Here is an 18,129-nt window from a genome sequence, read left to right on the forward strand (position 1 = left end):
CCGAGATGGTTCGGTTCTCCCGAGGAGGCCGCTCATGACCGCTCGCACCCCTGATGCCGAGCCGCTGCTGACCCCGGCTGAGGTTGCCACGATGTTCCGCGTGGACCCGAAGACGGTCACCCGTTGGGCCAAGGCTGGCAAGCTCACGTCCATCCGCACGCTCGGTGGACATCGCCGATACCGCGAGGCAGAGGTCCGCGCACTGCTTGCGGGTATTCCGCAGCAGCGCAGCGAGGCCTGAAAAACCCCTGTCGCCGCAGCACGACCGGGCAGCTGACGGCCCCCCAACCGCAGCCGCTCACCCATAGCTCCATACGACGGGCGCCCGCCCCAACGGGCGCCATACCTGTGCGATGCAGGTGCGTCGTGAAGATCGCGCTGGACTCCGCCGGGTCCAGCGCGATCTTTTTTTGTGCCCGAACACCTTGATGGGCCCCGGTGAATGCCCTGGTGGCACGGGTGGGAGGCATGTGCGGCCGGCATCGCCGACCGGCGTGTGGGCCCGGAACGTGCAGCCGGCGGGTGCGGCCGGTACGGTCCGCCGTCCCTGTCCGGCGGGCGCCGGGCGCCTCGTCGGGGCGCTCTCGGGGCACCCCTCCGGTCGTTCCCCGGGTTTCTCCGTACAGCCTGCCACGCCGCTCTTCGGGTCGGTGCGGGTGGGGGGTGTGGGCAGGTGTGGGGTTCTCTGTGCGACCCGGTGAAGGAGTCTGTCCGGAGGCGGGGGAGCTACCCGTACGGGTCGGGAGAAACCGGAGGGATGGATTCCATAGGAGCCCTCAGGAGAGGTGCAATTGCACATATTAAATTCGGTCGTTGTATGGGGAGGGTAAAGCCACCCTGTCCAAAAACTGGTCTGGTGACTCCCGTCACACTCCCTGCCGCTTGCCAACGTCCAGCGTGCCACTGCGGGGAGCCGGGAAACTTCGCCGATGGTCACGGGCCTCGGGGACTTTCGTCCCTCGCCGGGGTGGCCCCCGCGCCCTCCCCCAGGGCTCCAGAGGGCACCGCGGAGGCCGCCGCGCGGACCCGCCGGTGCGGGCGGGGTGCCCGTGCGGCCCCCGGAGGGTGCTCTCACGGGCCCGGCGGCCTCCGGAGGCCGGAGCGCGGCCGATCGGGGCCCGAGCTCCGCCCGTAGCGCCTCCGGGTGCCCTCCGGCGCCCCGGGGCCCCGGAGGGCCCGCTGGGGGCCGCCGTCGGTCCGTCGGGGGCATGCGCGGGGGTGAACCGGTGCGGTGGCCGGCGGGAGGCCGCGCGGGCCCCGGGCCGCGGCGGGGTGACTTCGACCGGAGAAGGGAACGGCATGCCCCGTTCGTTCCGGACCCGTTCGTTCCGTCCCTGCGGCGCCGCGGAAACCGGTCCACGCGCCGGAGTGGCGCCCGGCCGGGAGCGCCGGCCCGGGCCGGGGCGCCGAATCCCGGGCTGGAGTGCCCCGGAACGCGCGAAAGCCCGGATCGGGATGATCCGGGCTTTCGACCACTGCGGTCCTGACGGGATTTGAACCCGCGGCCTCCACCTTGACAGGGTGGCGAGCACTCCAAACTGCTCCACAGGACCTTGCTGTTGTTCTCCGCTTCCGTACTCTCGTCCGGCTGCGAAACAGGACTGTACAGGAGGTTGGCGGGCCAGGTCGAATTCACCCCGGGTGACGGCCCGCTCACGCCCCGGCGAGGGGTGTGAGCAGGCCGTATCCCTACGGCGCGGCGGCGTCGATCGCCTTCACGATCCGCTTGTCCGACACCGGGAAAGCGGTCCCCAGCGCGTGCGCGAAGTAGCTCACCCGCAGCTCCTCGATCATCCAGCGGATGTCCAGGACCTCCTGCGGCACCGGCCGCCCCTGCGGCAGCTGCTCCAGCAGCCAGGCGTACTCGTCCTGCATCTCGTGGACCTTCTCCATGCGCGTGGTGTCGCGCTGGACGGAGGTCGGCATCTGCTGGAGCCGGCGGTCCGCCGCGACGAGGTAGCGCATCAGGTCGGGCAGCCTGCGCAGTCCGGTCGCGGTGACGAACCCGGCCGGTACGAGGCGCGCCAACTGCTCCCGTACGTCGGCGGCGTTGTTCACCAGCGTCAGGCTGTTGGTGGCCTTCAGGCGGCGCTCGCAGGCCTGCCAGGCGGCCAGGATCTGCTGGACCTGGCCGACCGTGCGGACCGTGAGGTCCACCAGGTCGGCGCGGACCTTGTCGTACAAGGTTTTGAACGCGGCCTCGTCCCAGGCGGGTCCGCCGTGGGCGGCGATCAGACGGTCGGCGGCGGCCGTCGCGCAGTCGTCGAAGAGCGCCTGCACGGAGCCGTGCGGATTGCGCGACAGGGCCAGCTTCTGCTGGTTGGTGAGCTTGTCCGAGGCGAACTTCGCCGGGTTCACCGGGATGTTCAGCAGGATCAGCTTCCGGGTGCCGCGCCACATCGCCTGCTGCTGCTCGGCCTCGGTGTCGAAGAGCCGGACGGCCACCGTCTCGCCCTGGTCCACCAGCGCCGGGTACGCCTTGACCGGCTGCCCGGCCCGCCGGGTCTCGAAGACACGCTCCAGCGTGCCGATGGACCAGCCGGTGAGCCCCGAACGCTCGATGGAGACGCCCGAGGGCCCCGCGGTCGCCGCGGCGGCCTGGGAGAGGGCCTGGCGGGCCTTCGGGCGCAGCCGGAGCTTGAGCGCCTCCAGGTCCTTGTCCTCGGCGACCTTGCGGCGCCGTTCGTCGACGATCCGGAACGTGATCTTCAGGTGTTCCGGTACGCGCCCCAGGTCGAAGTCGTCCGCGGTGACCGGCACCCCGACCATCCGCTGGAGCTCGCGGGCGAGCGTGGCGGGCAGCGGCTCCTGGAGCGGGACGGCCCGGTCAAGGAACTTGTCGGCGTAGTTCGGGGCCGGAACGTAGTGGCGGCGGATCGCCTTGGGCAGCGAGCGGATCAGCTCGGTGACGACCTCCTCGCGCAGGCCCGGGATCTGCCAGTCGAAGCCCTCGGAGGTGACCTGGTTGAGCACCTGGAGCGGGATGTGGACGGTCACGCCGTCCGCGTCCGCGCCCGGCTCGAACTGGTACGTCACCTTGAACTTGAGCTTCCCCTGCCGCCAGGAGTCCGGGTAGTCGTCCTTGGTGACGGCCCCCGCCTTCTCGTTGATGAGCATGGAGCGCTCGAAGTCCAGCGCGTCCGGCTCGTCCCGGCGCTTGTGCTTCCACCACGAGTCGAAGTGCGCGCCCGAGACGACGTGCTCGGGGATGCGCTGGTCGTAGAAGTCGAAGAGCGTCTCGTCGTCCACGAGGATGTCGCGGCGTCGGGCTCGGTGCTCCAACTCCTCGACTTCTCCCAGGAGTTTGCGATTGTCATGGAAGAACTGGTGGTGTGTGCGCCAGTCCCCCTCCACGAGCGCGTTCCGGATGAAGAGGTCCCGGGACGCCTCCTGGTCGATTCGGCCGAAATTGATCTTGCGCTGGGCGATGATCGGCACTCCGTAGAGCGTGACCCGCTCGTACGCCATCACCGCCGCCTGGTCCTTCTCCCAGTGCGGCTCGCTGTAGGTGCGCTTCAGCAGGTGCTGGGCGACCGGCTCGATCCACTCCGGCTCGACCTTCGCGTTCACCCGCGCCCAGAGCCGGGAGGTCTCCACCAGCTCGGCCGACATCACGAACCGGGGCTGCTTCTTGAAGAGCGACGAGCCCGGGAAGATCGCGAACTTGGCGCTGCGCGCACCCAGGTACTCGTTCTTCTCGGTGTCCTTGAGGCCGATGTGCGAGAGCAGACCGGCCAGCAGCGAGGTGTGCACCGCCTGCTCGGGGATGCCCGCGTCCGCCGCGGGCTCCTCGACCTTGATGTCCATCTGCCGTGCGACCGTGCGCAGTTGGGAGTAGATGTCCTGCCACTCGCGGATGCGCAGGAAGTTCAGGTACTCCTGCTTGCACATCCGGCGGAAGCTGGAGGAACCGCGCTCCCGCTGCTGCTCGCGGACGTACTCCCAGAGCTTGAGGTACGCCAGGAAGTCCGAGGTCTCGTCCTTGAACCGGGCGTGCTGCTGGTCGGCCTGCGTCTGCTTCTCCGAGGGCCGCTCGCGCGGGTCCTGGATGGAGAGCGCGGCGGCGATGACCATGACCTCGCGGGCGCAGCCGTTGCGGTCGGCCTCGATGACCATACGGGCGAGGCGCGGGTCCACCGGGAGCTGCGAGAGCTTGCGGCCGAGCGGGGTCAGCCGCTTGCGCGCGTCCTTCTCCTCCGGGTCCAGCGCGCCCAGCTCCTGGAGCAGCTGCACGCCGTCGCGGATGTTGCGGTGGTCCGGCGGGTCGATGAAGGGGAACTTCTCGATGTCGCCGAGCCCGGCCGCGGTCATCTGGAGGATGACCGAGGCGAGGTTGGTCCGCAGGATCTCGGCGTCGGTGAACTCCGGCCGGGTGAGGAAGTCGTCCTCGGAGTACAGCCGGATGCAGATGCCGTCCGAGGTACGGCCGCAGCGGCCCTTGCGCTGGTTGGCGCTGGCCTGCGAGATCGCCTCGATCGGCAGCCGCTGCACCTTGGTGCGGTGGCTGTAGCGGGAAATGCGGGCGGTGCCCGGGTCGATCACGTACTTGATGCCGGGGACGGTCAGCGAGGTCTCGGCGACGTTGGTCGCCAGCACGATGCGGCGGCTGATGCCACTGGGGGTCCGCTGGAACACCCGGTGCTGCTCGGCGTGGGAGAGGCGCGCGTAGAGCGGGAGCACCTCGGTGTGGCGGAGGTTGCGTTTGCCGAGCGCGTCGGCGGTGTCGCGGATCTCGCGCTCGCCGGAGAGGAAGACCAGGACGTCACCGGGGCCGGCGGACTGGAGCTCGTCCACCGCCTCGCAGATCGCGGTGATCTGGTCGCGGTCGGCATCCTCGCCGCCCTCTTCGAGGAGCGGACGGTAGCGGACCTCGACGGGGTAGGTGCGCCCGCTGACCTCGACGATCGGGGCGTCCCCGAAGTGCCGGGCGAACCGCTCCGGGTCGATCGTCGCCGAGGTGATGACGACCTTCAGGTCCGGGCGCTTCGGCAGCAGCCGGGCCAGGTAGCCGAGGAGGAAGTCGATGTTGAGCGACCGCTCGTGCGCCTCGTCGATGATGATCGTGTCGTAGGCGAGCAGCTCGCGGTCGGTCTGGATCTCGGCCAGCAGGATGCCGTCCGTCATCAGCTTCACGAAGGTCGACTCGGGGTTCACCTGGTCGGTGAAGCGGACCTTCCATCCGACGGTCTCGCCGAGCGGGGTGTCCAGCTCCTCCGCGACGCGCTCCGCGACCGTGCGGGCCGCGATCCGGCGGGGCTGGGTGTGCCCGATCATGCCGCGCACCCCGCGTCCCAGCTCCATGCAGATCTTCGGGATCTGGGTGGTCTTGCCGGAGCCGGTCTCGCCCGCGACGATCACGACCTGGTGGTCGCGTATCGCCTCCAGGATCACGTCCTTCTTCTGGCTGACCGGAAGCTGGTCCGGGTACGACACGGTGGGCAGCCGGGAGGCGCGCGCGGCGAGCCGTTCGGCGGCCTTGCCCGCTTCGGCCGCGATCTCGTCCACGACGGACTGACGGGCCTCGGGCTTGCGGATGCGACGCGCCCCTTCGAGACGCCGGCCGAGCCGGTGCGCGTCACGGAGCGAGAGCTGTCCGAGCTGGGACTGGAGATCAGCGAAGGAAGTAGACATACGGATCCCAGGATCTCACCCGCGCCCGAAGAGTGGCGAACCGATTTCGCGCGGGCCACGCCCCGGGGCGGCTACGGCGTGGCGGATGCCCCGGCCGGGCCGTGTCCGCCGGACCGCCCGTGTATATCCCGTACACGGGCGGTCCGACGCCTTGCGATGCGCCGCCCCGGACACCGCCCGCCGATCCGACGCGAATGGCCGGATACGGCCTAGCATTTCCGGCAGTCGACCACCGAGACCGTCCGGGAAGGGGCCCGCGCCTTGTCCCGTACGGCATGCCCGGTGGCCCCCCGGCCCGCTTCCGGCGGGTACGGCTCCGGCGGTTCCGCCGCCTCCGGCGGTTCCCGCGGTTCCGTCGCCTCCGGCAGGCGAATAGCCGCCGTCGACCGCGCGCCCGGCCGGTAGAGACGGCCCCGCGCGCAGGTCCCCCTTCGCCCGCCGCCCCGCATCCGTACGACGCTCCCGGAGTGCCGCATGCCCCTGCCCCAGAAGAGCCGGTCGAAGAAGCCCCTGCTGTACGGCTCCGCCGTGGTCCTCGCCGCGGCCCTGCTCGGTTACGCCTCCTACCGGGCCACCGCCCCCGGTCCGTCCCCCGCCGCGGTCGGCGTGTCGGCCCGGCCCGACGCGGGGGAGTACGAGGAGACCGCGAAGCTCGCCCGCCGCGAACCCGGCGATCCGCTGGCCCTCGGCCGTACGGACGCGCTGGTCGTCCTCGTCGAGTACGGCGACTTCCAGTGCGGCTACTGCGGCACCTTCGCCCGGGACACCGAGCCGGACCTCGTCGACGCCTACGTCGCCGACGGCACCCTGCGCATCGAGTGGCGCAACTTCCCGATCTTCGGCGCGGAGTCCGAGGCCGCCGCCCGCGCGGCCTGGGCGGCGGGCCGCCAGAAGCGCTTCTGGGAGTTCCACCGGGCCGCGTACGCCAAGGGAGCCAAGGAGAAGGGTTTCGGCCCCGACCGGCTCACCGCCCTCGCGAAGGAGGCGGGGGTGAAGGACCTCGACAAGTTCCGCGCCGACCTCGACAGCGTGGCGGCCTCGGAGTCCGTCAGCAGGGACCAGGCCGAGGCGTACGGGCTCGGCGCCACCGCCACCCCGTCCTTCCTCGTCAACGGCCGCCCGCTCGCGGGCGCCCAGCCCGACGCGACCTTCACCTCGGCCATCGAGGAGGCCGCCGAGACGGCCCGTACCGGCAGTGCCGCCCCGACCGAGAGCGTCACCCCGGTGGGTAACCCGGCCGGGGTGGCGCCGGACGTCGGCTGAAACGACGGAAGCCCCATCCGTGGGGATGGGGCTTCCGGGAAGTGGCTGGGGCCGGGATCGAACCGGCGACCTATCGCTTTTCAGGCGATCGCTCGTACCAACTGAGCTACCCAGCCACGCAGTTCCTGAGAACTGCAGCGGTCCTGACGGGATTTGAACCCGCGGCCTCCACCTTGACAGGGTGGCGAGCACTCCAAACTGCTCCACAGGACCAAGCAATGTGCGAGACAAGTCTCGCACACGGTAATGCGTGCCCCCAACGGGATTCGAACCCGTGCTACCGCCTTGAAAGGGCGGCGTCCTGGGCCACTAGACGATGAGGGCTAAAGGCCCGCCGGTTCGCTTTCCAGCGCGTCGGGGACGTCAGAAGCATATGTGATGGCGGAGCTAACGCCAAAACGGTTTCCCGGCCGGGTCACGGCGCCGGGGCGGGCGTGCCGGGCGAGGTGCGGGGAGAGGTGCCGGGCGAGGTGTTCGGCGAGGCGCCGGCCGGGGTCGGGGGCGGGCCGGAGGGCGAGGTCGGAGGCGCGGTCGGAGGCGGGGTCGCGGAGGGGGAGTTCTCCTCCGGCAGATGGCGGCTCACCTCGGCCGTCGTCAGGCCGAGTCCGCCCAGGGTGATCTCGTCCCAGGCCTGGAGCCGCCGGGTCGCGCGGTCCAGGTAGAGGACCGAGGCGCGTACCTTCTCCGGCTTCTCGTTCTGCACCGCGCGCAGCCCGCCGCCGCCGGTGGAGCCCTCCACCTTCAGCCGGGTGCCGAGCGGGAGCACCTCGTTGACCCGATGGTGGACATGGCCGGCGAGCACGAGCGGAACCGTGCCGTCCGTCTCCCGGGCGGCCTGCGGATCGTGCGTCACCGCGATGTCCACCGGGGTGCCGGCCCGGGTCTGGTCGCGGAGGGCGGAGGCGAGGCGGAGACCGGCCATCCGCTCCGCCGCCTCGCCGCCCCGGGCCAGCGTCCGGTCGGGGGTGAACTGGGGGTCGCCGGTGCCCGCGATGCGCAGCCCGGCGACGGTCACCGCGCTCCCCCCGTCCAGGACGTGCACGTTCTTGAAGCCGCGGAGGTACTTCTGCGTCTCCGCCGAGTCGTGGTTGCCGCGCACCCAGACGTACGGGGCGCCGAGGCCGCGGACCGGGTCGAGGAAGCCGTTCTCGGTGGTGGTGCCGTGGTCCATGGTGTCGCCGGAGTCGATGATCACGTCGATCCCGTACTGCTCCACGAGCGAGGCGACGATGTGCCAGGACGCCGGGTTGAGGTGGATGTCGGAGACGTGCAGGACCCGCAGGGTGCCCGGGTCCGGCTGGTAGACGGGGAGCGTGGAGGTGGCGTCGTACAGCCGGGTGACGTTGGTGACCAGCCGGGCCAGCTCCTGCTGGTAGACGTCGAACTCGGTGACGATCGAACGGGCGTCGCCGACCACCGAGGGCGCGCTGGAGAGCAGTCCGGAGAACCTCGGCTCCAGCACCGACTTCGGGTTCCAGGTGGCGTACGCGCTGACGCCCGATCCGGCCAGCAGCACCAGCGCGAGCCCGCCGGCGGCCAGGGCCGGGCGAGGGCGCCGGTAGACGATCAGCCCGAGCACGGTCGCCCCGGTCAGCACGGCCACCACCGACCGCACCGCCAGCACCCGGGCGCCGTCCGCGATGTCCCGGGTGACCTCGTCCTGGAGTCCGGAGAAACGTTCGGGCTGCTCCACCAGCCGCTGCGAGCGCTCGGGGTCCAGGCGGTCCACGTCCACGTCGAGGCGGACCGGCGCGACGTGCGAGTCCAGCTCCAGCGCGCCGAGCGGGGAGACGTCCACCCGGGTGCCCCCGGTGAGCGAGGGGCGCAGGGCCATCGTGGTGTCCATGGGGCCGACGGGCGTCTTCACGTCTCCCACGACCAGCAGCCCGAGCCAGGCGCCCAGCACCACCACCGCGATCATCACGAGCACCCGCACCAGTGGGCTCGGCCGGGCCCCGGCGAGCGCGGGCACCGGCATCGGGGCGGTCCGGGGGCTTCGGCTTCGGCTTTCGCGGACGGGGGCGGAGACGGAACGGAACGGACGGAACGGGACGCGCGCCATTGGACCCGTATGCCCGGTCCGCGCTCCGAACATGCGGCGGGACCGCTGCCTGCCCGCGTACGGGGACGTACCCGGGGCGGACGAAGGCCCGAGGAGGCGTACGGGGCGGGTGCCGGCCGGGCGGGTGCGCCGGGGCGTGCGTACGTGACAATGGCGGGGTGCTGGAGATGACGCGCGAGCAGTTCGAAGAGCTGGTGAGCGAGGCGCTCGACCGGATTCCGCCGGAACTGACGCGGCTGATGGACAACGTCGCGGTGTTCGTCGAGGACGAACCGGACCCCGGCGACCCCGAGTTGCTCGGGCTCTACGAGGGAACCCCGCTCACCGACCGCGGCGAGTGGTACGCGGGCGTCCTGCCGGACCGGATCACCGTCTACCGGGGACCGACGCTGCGGATGTGCGAGACCCGCGAGGACGTCGTCGCGGAGACCGAGATCACCGTGGTCCACGAGATCGCCCACCACTTCGGCATCGACGACGCGCGGCTGCACGCCCTGGGCTACGGGTGAGCGCCGCCGGCGTGGGTGTGCCGGACGGGACGGGCGGGACCGATCCGGCCGGGGCGGCCCCCGGGCGGTCCGGGCCGCGCGAGGCGGCGGTGCTCGGAGCGGTCGCGGCCGGCGGGGTGATCGGCACGCTGGCCCGCTACGCGGCGACCCTGGCCTGGCCGACCGCCGCGGGGGCCTTCCCCTGGGCGGTCTTCGTCATCAACGCCGTCGGCTGCTCGCTGATCGGCGTCCTCATGGTGCTGACCGTCGAACGGTCCGTGGTCACCCGCCCCCTGGTGCGCCCCTTCCTCGGTGTCGGGGTGCTCGGCGGCTTCACCACCTTCTCCACGTACGCGGCCGACGCCTCGAAGCTGCTGGCGCGCCAGGAGGTGCCGACCGCCCTGGCGTACGCGGCCGGCACGCTGGTGGTGGCGCTCGCCGGGGTGTGGGCGGGAGCCGCTCTCACGCGGGCGTGCGTGGAGCGGACGCGGCGTGCGCGCGGGGGTGTGCGGTGAACTGGCTGCTGGTGGCGGCCGGCGGTCTGGTGGGCGCCCCGCTGCGGTACCTGACGGACCGTTTCGTGCGGCGGTACCCCGGGGCGGGGCTGCCGTACGTCTTCCCCTGGGGCACCTTCGCGGTCAACGCGGCGGGCAGCCTGCTGCTCGGGGTGGTGACCGGGGCCGCCGTCTCCGCGCCGGCGTACGCCCTGCTCGGCACGGGGCTCTGCGGGGCGCTGACGACGTACTCGACCTTCTCGTACGAGACGCTCCGGCTGGCCGAGACCGGGCGGGCCTTCCTCGCGGGGGCGAACGTGGTGGCCTCGGTCCTGATGGGGCTCGGCGCGGTGTTCCTCGGCGCGGAGGTGGCGGGCGGGGCCGGGTTCGGGGGGTGACGCCCGCCGGCGCCGTGCGGCGGGCGCCCACCGGTGGCGCGGCGGGCGTGTCCCCGGCGGGGTCCGGGGAGTTGGGTACCACGCACCCGTTCCCGCGTTCCCGTCCCGGAGGTGCCCCGTGCGCCCGTTTCCCGTTCCTGTCCGCTGGGCGGTCCTCACCGCGCTGATGCTGGGCGCCTCCCTCGGGTGCGTGAGCGTGGACGCGGAGAAGGCCGGCCCCCGCCCCACGAAGTCCGCCGGGGCCGCTCAGGAGCAGGACAGCGGGGTGTCCGGCGCGTCCGGCCGCTCCGGCCCGGACGCCGGCGGCCGCCACCACACCGACCGGGCCAAGGGCGGGAAGCCGGACCCGAAGCACTCCGGTGACCCCGCCTCGCCCAGCCCCTCGGCGGCGGAGCGGGGACCCGGCCTGCCGACGCCCAGCGGGAGCGGCGCGGTCGTGGTGGTCCCGCCGGGGATCACGGCGGGACCCGGTGACCCCGTCGTCACGGCCGCGCCCGTCACGCCCGATCCGACGCCGCCGGCCGCCAGCGAACCGGCCTCGGGCGGCGACGCGGGCGGTGGTCCGGGGCAGCCCGCCCAGTCGCCGGCCACGCCGGAGGAGCCGTCGCCGCCCGCCGCGTCCCCGGCGGCCTGACCGCCCTTCCAGCCCTGCGGGGGAGTAACGCCGCCCGAGGCATCACCGCAGGTCGGAGGGGCTTTGGCGGAGTGCCGAAGAAGGGCGGTTTGCGCAATGTGGGGGAGGGTGCGTATGGTAGTAGATCGTTTGATCCCATTGCCCGGCGCCGACACAGAAGAGCGCCGTGTGGCGCGTACTCTCCCTTGCCGTGGCTGGACCGCATTGAGGCGGTCGAAATTGCGAAAACACGGAGTTACGGGCGCGTGCCGAGACTCCGGAAGGTTTCGCATTTCGCATGTCAATTTCCAGTTCTGACCACACCGTCATGTCCGCAGACATCGACACCGAGCTCGCGCAGAACGCCGAGCTCGTCGCCGAGGCCGTCGTGGCCGAGGCAGCTCCCGTCGCCGCCGAGGTGACCGAGGAGAAGGCCGCCGAGACCGCGGCCCCCGCCGTCGGGACCGAGTCCGACGAGGCCGCAGCGCCCGTCGAGGCCGTCTCCGCCGAGGCCGTCTCCTCCGAGGCCGACGAGGACGCCGAGCCGACCCTCACCTTCGCCTCGCTGGGCCTGCCCGAGGGCATCGTCCGCAAGCTGGCGCAGAACGGCGTCACCTCCCCGTTCCCGATCCAGGCCGCGACCATCCCGGACGCCCTGGCCGGCAAGGACATCCTGGGCCGTGGCCGTACCGGCTCCGGCAAGACCCTCTCCTTCGGTCTGCCGACCCTGGCCGCGCTGGCCGGTGGGCACACCGAGAAGAAGAAGCCCCGCGCGATCATCCTCACGCCGACCCGTGAGCTCGCGATGCAGGTCGCGGACGCGCTCCAGCCGTACGGCGACGTGCTCGGCCTCAAGATGAAGGTCGTCTGCGGCGGTACGTCCATGGGCAACCAGATCTACGCCCTGGAACGCGGTGTCGACGTCCTCGTCGCCACCCCGGGCCGTCTGCGCGACATCATCAACCGCGGCGCCTGCTCGCTCGCGAACGTCCAGGTCGCCGTCCTCGACGAGGCCGACCAGATGTCCGACCTGGGCTTCCTGCCCGAGGTCACCGAGCTGCTCGACCAGATCCCCGGCGGCGGCCAGCGGATGCTCTTCTCCGCCACCATGGAGAACGAGATCGGCACCCTGGTCAAGCGCTACCTGACCAACCCGGTCACGCACGAGGTCGACAGCGCCCAGGGCAACGTCTCGACCATGTCGCACCACGTCCTCGTCGTGAAGCCGAAGGACAAGGCGCCGGTCACGGCCGCCATCGCCGCCCGCAAGGGCCGCACGATCATCTTCGTCCGCACCCAGCTGGGCGCCGACCGCATCGCCGAGCAGCTCATCGAGTCCGGTGTGAAGGCCGACGCGCTGCACGGCGGCATGACGCAGGGTGCCCGTACCCGCGTCCTCGAAGACTTCAAGAAGGGCTACGTCAACGCCCTGGTCGCCACCGACGTCGCCGCCCGCGGCATCCACGTCGACGGCATCGACCTGGTGCTGAACGTGGACCCGGCCGGCGACCACAAGGACTACCTGCACCGCTCGGGCCGTACCGCCCGTGCCGGCAAGTCCGGTGTCGTCGTCTCGCTGGCGCTCCCGCACCAGCGTCGTCAGATCTTCCGCCTGATGGAGGACGCGGGCGTCGACGCCTCGCGCCACATCGTCCAGGGCGCGGGCGTCTTCGAGCCCGAGGTCGCCGAGATCACCGGTGCGCGTTCGCTCACCGAGGTCCAGGCCGACTCCGCGAACAACGCCGCCAAGCAGGCCGAGCGCGAGGTCGCCGAGCTGACCAAGCAGCTGGAGCACGTGCAGCGCCGCGCCGGCGAGCTCCGCGAGGAGGCCGACCGCCTGGTGGCCCGTGCCGCGCGCGAGCGGGGCGACGACCCGGAGCAGGCGGTGGCCGAGGCCGTCGCCGAGGCGGAGGCCGCCGTCGAGGCAGCCGTCGCCGTGCCGGAGCCGCAGCCGGCGGTCCGCGAGGAGCGCCGTGACGAGCGGGGCAACTACGAGCGCCGCGACAACCGCGGTGGCGACCGTGGCGGCTACCGCGGCGGCAACGACCGTCGTGACGACCGTCCGTCGGGCGGCTTCCGCTCCGGTGGCGACCGTCGTGACGACCGTGGCGGCGACCGTGGTGGCCGTTCCTTCGAGCGTCGTGACGACCGTCCGTCGTTCAACCGCGACCGTCGTGACGACCGTCCGTCCGGTGGCTTCCGCTCCGGTGGCGACCGTCGTGACGACCGTGGCGGCGACCGTGGTGGCCGTTCCTTCGAGCGTCGTGACGACCGTCCGTCGTTCAACCGCGACCGTCGTGACGACCGTCCGTCCGGTGGCTTCCGCTCCGGTGGCGACCGTCGTGACGACCGTGGCGGCGACCGTGGTGGCCGTCCCTTCGAGCGTCGTGACGACCGTCCGTCGGGCGGCTTCCGCTCCGGTGGCGACCGCCGCGACGACCGCCCCTCCGGCGGCTTCCGCTCCGGTGGCAGCGACCGTCCGTTCAACCGCGACCGTCGTGACGACCGTCCGGCCGGCGGTTTCCGCTCCGGTGGCGCCAGCGACCGCCCGCAGGGCCGTCGTGACGACCACCGCGGCAACACCGGTACGAACACCGGCAGCTTCGGCCGCCGCGACGACAAGCCCCGCTGGAAGCGCAACGGCTGACCGGTCGTCCGGACCGCCGGCCGGCGGACCCGCGACCTGACGGCCTGAGCCGTCCGATCCGACGCCAGGGCCCGTACACCCACCGCGAGGTGGGGTACGGGCCCTGGCGCTTTGCACGGGCACGTACGGGGACGGGGACGGTCGGGGGCTACGGGCGGGGCCGGCGGCGCTGCGGGAGCGGCGCCGGGGGGTACCGGTCCCGGCACCCCCCGGCGCCCAGGACCCGTACCGCTGTTCACAAGGTCACGAGCCGCCCGTCCTACGGCGCCCGGGAGGCCCGCATTCCCGGCGCAGCGGCCCATCACGGGATACCGGATCGGCTCGCGGGTCCGGGCGGGCTATGCTCGTGGGTGATCCGGTAGGGGCCGTTAGCTCAATTGGTCAGAGCAGCGGACTTTTAATCCGTTGGTTGTGGGTTCGAGTCCCACACGGCCTACCGATCGCGGGGCGGGGTTTCACCCTCCGGCCTGCAGCGAAGCGCCCCGACCGGCTCCGGCCGGCCGGGGCGCTCCGTCGTTCTCTCCGTCTCTCGCGAGTGCGGGGGACGCGCGCGGTCAGCGGGTGCGTGGCCGGCAGAAGGCCGCGGTGGCGTTGTCGTGCACCTTGTCCCTCGGCTGCCGGAACCCCTGCGCATCGGCGAGTTCGGCGGTGCGTACGCGGCGGATCAGCTCGGCCGGACCGTCCGCCCCGGCCAGGACGTCCAGCAGCTCGGGCCACTTCAGCTCTCCGAAGGTGTCCGCGATGACCGAGGACCCGTCCGTGAGCACCGCCGCCCGCGCCACGGAGGACCGCGGCACGCTCCCGGTCAGTGCACCGTCCTCGGGCCGGCCGGGCGCCGGTCCATCAGGCGAGCAGTCCCATTTCGTCGGCTCCGACCACCACTTCGGCGTGCGGGACCTTGACCTCGACGGGACGTCCCAGCTCGGTGAGGGTCACGTGCTGACGGACGAAACGGTGCCTTCGAGCTCCAGTGACATCCGCACCCGCGTGGCACGCCCCTGCCCGTCCACCCATACGTCGATGGGCACCGGGATGTCGCCGCCCATCATGTCGCGGAGGGTGCCGGCTGTCTTCGACGACTTCTGGGACATGTCCAGCGTCAGCGCTTCGTAGGGAAGTCGACCCCGGTAGTGCGTGGTCGGGGTGCCCTCGGCCTTCTCCTCGCCGGCCCTGCGGAAGTCCGTGGCCATGGCCGCCTGCTCCAGCGTGTACTCGGGGTCGTTCGCCGGGGATCGCAGGATGTGCTGGGCCTCGATGCCGTCCCGCTCGATGGCCGTCCACTCCACGGTGTCCGCCCCTGCCGTGCCGCGCATGTAGACCTTCCCGTCGGCGAAGACCTCCTCGAAGCGCGCGGCCGTGGCGATGGTGGCCGTCGTGGTGCCCCGGTGGTGGACGAAGTCGTGCACACCGCCGCCGGATATGACGTACGTGGCGTCCCCGCCCGCACCCATTCTCCGTACGGTGCGCGGTGCGTGCCGTCGTACGACGGGTCGCTTCGACGGCGGCCAGGACGATCCGTGTGGGGTCGGCACTGGGGGTGGGAGCGGCGCTTGCCTTCGCGGAGTCGGGCTTCGCCGCGCTCGCGCCGTCCGTCGCGGCTGAGGTGGAACAGCCGCCTGCCACGAGGGCGGTGCAGACGAAGGTGAGGGCGAGGGGGCGGCGCGGCAACGTGGACTCCGGGTCGTCAGAGGCAGGGGTGCGCCCTGGATTCGGCGGGCCTCCTGCTCCGACAGCCTATGTACCTGTGTGATTCCTGTGGGCCGCCGGTCGGTCCGGCGGCTTCTCGGCGCCCCGCGCCCGGCGGTCAGTGCTCGTTCGCCGCGGGCGCCTTCCTGATGCGGCGGCCGCGGCTGCGCGCCGGAGGCCGGCAGTCCGGGGAGTCCGGTGGGTGGGCGTACGCGTCGGGGCGGGCGCCCGAGGCCGAGTGACCCTCCGCCGCGACCACTACCGGACCCGTGATGGTCCGGTCGCAGTCGACGCAGATGCGGGGGATCACCGGCGGGCCGCCCGCCACGCGCGGCTGAGCCGGGCCGCGACCTCGCACTCGACCCGCTCCGAACGGCAGGCCGTGCATTCCGCGGTGTGCGTGATCAGCGTGCGGTACTCCGCGTCTCCGGGGGCGGCGCCCCCGGCCGGTTCTGTCATGTCGGTTCTCCTTCGTCTCGGAGTGGGGTGGTCGACCTCGGCCCAGACCCGGGCGATGCCGTCGGCGCCGGCCTCGTGGCCGAAGCGGTCGCCGTGCGCCAGCGTCATGAGGATCGCGCTGTGGACGGCGCTGCTCAGAGGGGAGGGGAGAGGCGCGCAGACCCGGAAGGCGCCGGCTGTCTCCGTCACCTGCGGCTCGGCGCCCGTCGCGGCGGCGAGCATGCCCGCAAGGGCGACAACGCGCGGCGGCACGGAGGGCATGGCTCTCCCCTGGATGAGTTCATCACTTTTCGTGATGCTGAATATTCAGCTTCGACCTGATGGGTTAGCTTTGTCAATGTCCGACTTCCACGGCTGGGAGCTGTGCACATGCCTCGCGACACCCCTTACCTTCAGGTGGCCGACGCTCTCCGCGACCGGATTCGGTCGGGCGAGTGGGCCGTGGGCGACAAGTTGCCCAGCCGCGCCCGGATCGCCGAGGAGTACGGGGTCGGCGCATCCGTCGCGCAGCGCGCCATGGAGCGGCTCACCATCGAGGGCATCCTCGAAGGCCGGGCCGGGTCCGGCACCTACGTCCGCAGGCCGCGTGAGCGCGGGCGCATGATCCGCACCAGGCGCCCTCACGGCACCTCGCCCTACCGCGCCGCCCTCAACGCCCAGGACCACGAGGGGAAATGGGAGTCGCGGTCCGCCGCGCGGACTCCGGCTCCCGAACGCATCGCGGAGCGGCTGGACATCGAGCCCGGTGACCTCTGCGTCGTCACCGACTACGAGTTCCTCATGGAGGGGCTGCCCGTCCAGCTCTCCAGGAGCTGGGAACCGATGGCGATCACCGGGGACACCCCGATCGTGCTCCCCGAGATGGGCCCGCATGCCGGGATCGGCGTGGTCGAACGGATGCGGTCGATCGGCGTCGTCATCGTGCGCGCCGTCGAGATCCCGCGCCCGGCCCGCGCCAACCAGGAGCAGGCGAACCTCCTCGGCATCAGCATCGGCGGCCTGATCACCGAAATGGAGCGCACCTTCTACGACATCGACGGCCGCCCGGTCGAGACGGCGGACCTCGTGGTGCCGGACGTGCGGTGGGAGATCGCGTACGAGATCGCCGTCGAGCGGCGCGAGTAGGGGCGCGAGCAGGGCGGCGCCACCGGGTCACCGCCGAACAGGCCGTGTTGTACGGGGAGTTCGCGGTACTCCTGCTGTCCGCGTTGCCGGCCCGCACATGTGGCGCCGCCCCCGTCCGGCCGTGTGGCCGGACGGGGGCGGTCGTCTTTTGTGGGTGGAGGTCAGGCGACGGTCGGGGCCTTGGCGCCGGCCGCCTCGACGGCGGGTGCCTCGGTGGTGACTGCCTCCGCGGTGACTGCATCGGTGGTGACTGCCTCGGCGGCAGCCGCCGGTCTCGCCGAATCCGCCGGCGCGGAGGTCGTCGCGGTGGTCGTCGCGGAGGCCTCGGCCGCAGCCGCGCGGGTCGCCGCTGCCGCCTTGCTCTGGTGGATCATCAGGCCGATGAAGCCGGCCAGGAAGCCGCTGATCAGACCGGATATCGCGTTGTTCAGGGCGTTGGTGCCCTCGCCGTCCGGCATGCCGATGAGGAAGTAGACCACCACCGCACTCATCACGGCCCCGGCGAGGCCGCCGATGATCGCGCTCGCCGCCGAGGTGCGTACCCGGGCCCCGAGGGAAGTCTCCGCCGGAACGGAAGGGGCTGAGGGGGCAGGAGGGGCGGGAGTGACAGAGGTGGTCATGGCGGAGTCCTCCAGGAGGGGCTGCGTTGCGGGACCGGGGCGCATGGCCGGCACCGGGGCAGGGCGAAAACCGCCGCCTCGGGGGCACGCGTCCTCACGGGCAGCCCGCCGGTTCTGGGGGATGCAGCCATATCCTTGGCCAGAAGGGCACGCATGGCAACTGCCTGATGCAAAAGCACCGTTGAGTAAGGTACTGAGACGGTTTGGCGTCAACTGGGTTGCTCTGCACCTGCGGTGGTGTGAAGGTAGCTCCATCAGGAGTGAATAGGCCCCGGGGTAAGGGTGGTTGTTGCTCTCCGTCTCCCGCAGCGTCCTGGCCTGCTCCTGTTCGCGTACCGCCGCCTCCGCGCGCCCCGCCGGGCGGCCCCGGCGGGGCGCGGGCCGGCCTGCGCCGTCTCGGTGGCGCCCGCTTCCGGCTGTCTCCCGGGTGCTCGTACGCCGGGGTGGTCAAGAGTCCGTTCAGGATGGCGTAGAGTTGTGTTCATCGACGCGGGGTGGAGCAGCTCGGTAGCTCGCTGGGCTCATAACCCAGAGGTCGCAGGTTCAAATCCTGTCCCCGCTACTGAAGGCCCGGGCCCGGCACGCACAGCGTGCCCGGCCCCAGTCGTGTTGTAAGGTTTGTGGCCCCTCCTCCCCCAAAAAA

At 72.0% G+C, this 18,129-nt stretch carries 14 protein-coding genes and 6 tRNA genes; 10 read left to right on the forward strand and 10 right to left on the reverse strand.

Features of this window, described 5'->3' with window-relative positions; genetic code table 11:
- Window positions 1-34: 34 nt before the first annotated feature.
- On the forward strand, window positions 35-241 hold the full coding sequence (bldC, locus tag ACWCSV_RS28910; RefSeq protein ID WP_003949541.1) for a developmental transcriptional regulator BldC: 207 nt from the start codon (window positions 35-37) through the stop codon (window positions 239-241).
- A gap of 1,237 nt (window positions 242-1,478) precedes the next feature.
- Here bldC and ACWCSV_RS28915 read toward each other — a convergent pair.
- A tRNA-Asp gene (locus ACWCSV_RS28915) sits at window positions 1,479-1,553 on the reverse strand.
- A 136-nt stretch (window positions 1,554-1,689) separates the two neighbouring features.
- The gene (gene hrpA / locus ACWCSV_RS28920) at window positions 1,690-5,631 is read right to left on the reverse strand and encodes an ATP-dependent RNA helicase HrpA (protein ID WP_451147170.1); all 3,942 of its coding nucleotides are present in this window, start codon (window positions 5,629-5,631) and stop codon (window positions 1,690-1,692) included.
- A 474-nt stretch (window positions 5,632-6,105) separates the two neighbouring features.
- On the opposite strand from hrpA, the gene ACWCSV_RS28925 reads away from it, so the two are divergent.
- Window positions 6,106-6,894 (forward strand): DsbA family protein, encoded by a 789-nt coding sequence (locus tag ACWCSV_RS28925; RefSeq protein WP_451147172.1) that lies wholly within the window; start codon window positions 6,106-6,108, stop codon window positions 6,892-6,894.
- A 42-nt stretch (window positions 6,895-6,936) separates the two neighbouring features.
- Here ACWCSV_RS28925 and ACWCSV_RS28930 read toward each other — a convergent pair.
- The 4 genes from ACWCSV_RS28930 to ACWCSV_RS28945 all read right to left on the reverse strand — a co-directional run bounded on the left by ACWCSV_RS28930 (window position 6,937) and on the right by ACWCSV_RS28945 (window position 8,956).
- Window positions 6,937-7,010 (reverse strand) — tRNA-Phe (locus tag ACWCSV_RS28930).
- Between the two features lie 22 nt (window positions 7,011-7,032).
- Window positions 7,033-7,107: transfer RNA gene (locus ACWCSV_RS28935), tRNA-Asp, on the reverse strand.
- Window positions 7,108-7,145: 38 nt separating this feature from the next.
- Window positions 7,146-7,218 (reverse strand) — tRNA-Glu (locus ACWCSV_RS28940).
- A 91-nt stretch (window positions 7,219-7,309) separates the two neighbouring features.
- Complete coding sequence (locus ACWCSV_RS28945) at window positions 7,310-8,956, reverse strand: metallophosphoesterase family protein (RefSeq protein ID WP_451147174.1); 1,647 nt, start codon at window positions 8,954-8,956, stop codon at window positions 7,310-7,312.
- 158 nt (window positions 8,957-9,114) lie between these two features.
- Between ACWCSV_RS28945 and ACWCSV_RS28950 the strand changes: the two genes are divergently transcribed.
- The 6 genes from ACWCSV_RS28950 (at window position 9,115) to ACWCSV_RS28975 (ending at window position 14,032) form a co-directional block, all read left to right on the forward strand.
- On the forward strand, window positions 9,115-9,465 hold the full coding sequence (locus tag ACWCSV_RS28950; RefSeq protein ID WP_451147176.1) for a metallopeptidase family protein: 351 nt from the start codon (window positions 9,115-9,117) through the stop codon (window positions 9,463-9,465).
- 89 nt (window positions 9,466-9,554) lie between these two features.
- Window positions 9,555-9,959 (forward strand): fluoride efflux transporter CrcB, encoded by a 405-nt coding sequence (crcB, locus tag ACWCSV_RS28955; protein ID WP_451147196.1) that lies wholly within the window; start codon window positions 9,555-9,557, stop codon window positions 9,957-9,959.
- Window positions 9,956-10,336 carry a fluoride efflux transporter FluC gene (locus ACWCSV_RS28960; protein ID WP_451147178.1) on the forward strand — a complete coding sequence of 127 codons (381 nt, stop codon included), beginning with the start codon at window positions 9,956-9,958 and terminating at the stop codon, window positions 10,334-10,336. Before crcB ends, ACWCSV_RS28960 begins: the two co-directional genes overlap by 4 nt.
- Window positions 10,337-10,454: 118 nt before the next feature.
- Window positions 10,455-10,970 carry a hypothetical protein gene (locus ACWCSV_RS28965; RefSeq protein ID WP_451147180.1) on the forward strand — a complete coding sequence of 172 codons (516 nt, stop codon included), beginning with the start codon at window positions 10,455-10,457 and terminating at the stop codon, window positions 10,968-10,970.
- A gap of 277 nt (window positions 10,971-11,247) precedes the next feature.
- Window positions 11,248-13,596, forward strand: coding sequence for a DEAD/DEAH box helicase (locus ACWCSV_RS28970; protein WP_451147182.1), 2,349 nt, complete (start codon window positions 11,248-11,250; stop codon window positions 13,594-13,596).
- Between the two features lie 362 nt (window positions 13,597-13,958).
- Window positions 13,959-14,032 (forward strand) — tRNA-Lys (locus tag ACWCSV_RS28975).
- A 118-nt stretch (window positions 14,033-14,150) separates the two neighbouring features.
- Here the strand turns inward: ACWCSV_RS28975 and ACWCSV_RS28980 are convergent.
- The 3 genes from ACWCSV_RS28980 to ACWCSV_RS28990 all read right to left on the reverse strand — a co-directional run bounded on the left by ACWCSV_RS28980 (window position 14,151) and on the right by ACWCSV_RS28990 (window position 16,002).
- Complete coding sequence (locus ACWCSV_RS28980) at window positions 14,151-14,393, reverse strand: hypothetical protein (RefSeq protein WP_451147184.1); 243 nt, start codon at window positions 14,391-14,393, stop codon at window positions 14,151-14,153.
- A 135-nt stretch (window positions 14,394-14,528) separates the two neighbouring features.
- Window positions 14,529-15,047: a hypothetical protein gene (locus ACWCSV_RS28985; protein ID WP_451147186.1), complete on the reverse strand. Its 519-nt coding sequence runs from the start codon at window positions 15,045-15,047 to the stop codon at window positions 14,529-14,531.
- A gap of 541 nt (window positions 15,048-15,588) precedes the next feature.
- Complete coding sequence (locus ACWCSV_RS28990) at window positions 15,589-16,002, reverse strand: hypothetical protein (RefSeq protein ID WP_451147188.1); 414 nt, start codon at window positions 16,000-16,002, stop codon at window positions 15,589-15,591.
- A 108-nt stretch (window positions 16,003-16,110) separates the two neighbouring features.
- Here ACWCSV_RS28990 and ACWCSV_RS28995 point away from each other — a divergent pair, with 108 nt between their 5' ends.
- Window positions 16,111-16,866 carry a GntR family transcriptional regulator gene (locus tag ACWCSV_RS28995; RefSeq protein WP_451147190.1) on the forward strand — a complete coding sequence of 252 codons (756 nt, stop codon included), beginning with the start codon at window positions 16,111-16,113 and terminating at the stop codon, window positions 16,864-16,866.
- A 161-nt stretch (window positions 16,867-17,027) separates the two neighbouring features.
- Here ACWCSV_RS28995 and ACWCSV_RS29000 read toward each other — a convergent pair whose 3' ends face one another.
- On the reverse strand, window positions 17,028-17,486 hold the full coding sequence (locus tag ACWCSV_RS29000) for a hypothetical protein (protein ID WP_451147192.1): 459 nt from the start codon (window positions 17,484-17,486) through the stop codon (window positions 17,028-17,030).
- A gap of 488 nt (window positions 17,487-17,974) precedes the next feature.
- Here ACWCSV_RS29000 and ACWCSV_RS29005 point away from each other — a divergent pair.
- Window positions 17,975-18,048: transfer RNA gene (locus ACWCSV_RS29005), tRNA-Met, on the forward strand.
- Window positions 18,049-18,129: the final 81 nt, after the last annotated feature.

The sequence above is a fragment of the Streptomyces sp. NPDC001770 genome (assembly GCF_053596135.1).

Excerpts from the sequence above, each read along its gene's own strand:
- bldC (WP_003949541.1), top strand. The coding sequence starts at position 35 with ATGACCGCTCGCACCCCTGATGCCGAGCCGCTGCTGACCCCGGCTGAG.
- hrpA (WP_451147170.1), bottom strand. The coding sequence starts at position 5,631 with ATGTCTACTTCCTTCGCTGATCTCCAGTCCCAGCTCGGACAGCTCTCG.
- ACWCSV_RS28925 (WP_451147172.1), top strand. The coding sequence starts at position 6,106 with ATGCCCCTGCCCCAGAAGAGCCGGTCGAAGAAGCCCCTGCTGTACGGC.
- ACWCSV_RS28945 (WP_451147174.1), bottom strand. The coding sequence starts at position 8,956 with ATGGCGCGCGTCCCGTTCCGTCCGTTCCGTTCCGTCTCCGCCCCCGTC.
- ACWCSV_RS28970 (WP_451147182.1), top strand. The coding sequence starts at position 11,248 with ATGTCAATTTCCAGTTCTGACCACACCGTCATGTCCGCAGACATCGAC.
- ACWCSV_RS28985 (WP_451147186.1), bottom strand. The coding sequence starts at position 15,047 with ATGGGTGCGGGCGGGGACGCCACGTACGTCATATCCGGCGGCGGTGTG.
- ACWCSV_RS28990 (WP_451147188.1), bottom strand. The coding sequence starts at position 16,002 with ATGCCCTCCGTGCCGCCGCGCGTTGTCGCCCTTGCGGGCATGCTCGCC.
- ACWCSV_RS28995 (WP_451147190.1), top strand. The coding sequence starts at position 16,111 with ATGCCTCGCGACACCCCTTACCTTCAGGTGGCCGACGCTCTCCGCGAC.
- ACWCSV_RS29000 (WP_451147192.1), bottom strand. The coding sequence starts at position 17,486 with ATGACCACCTCTGTCACTCCCGCCCCTCCTGCCCCCTCAGCCCCTTCC.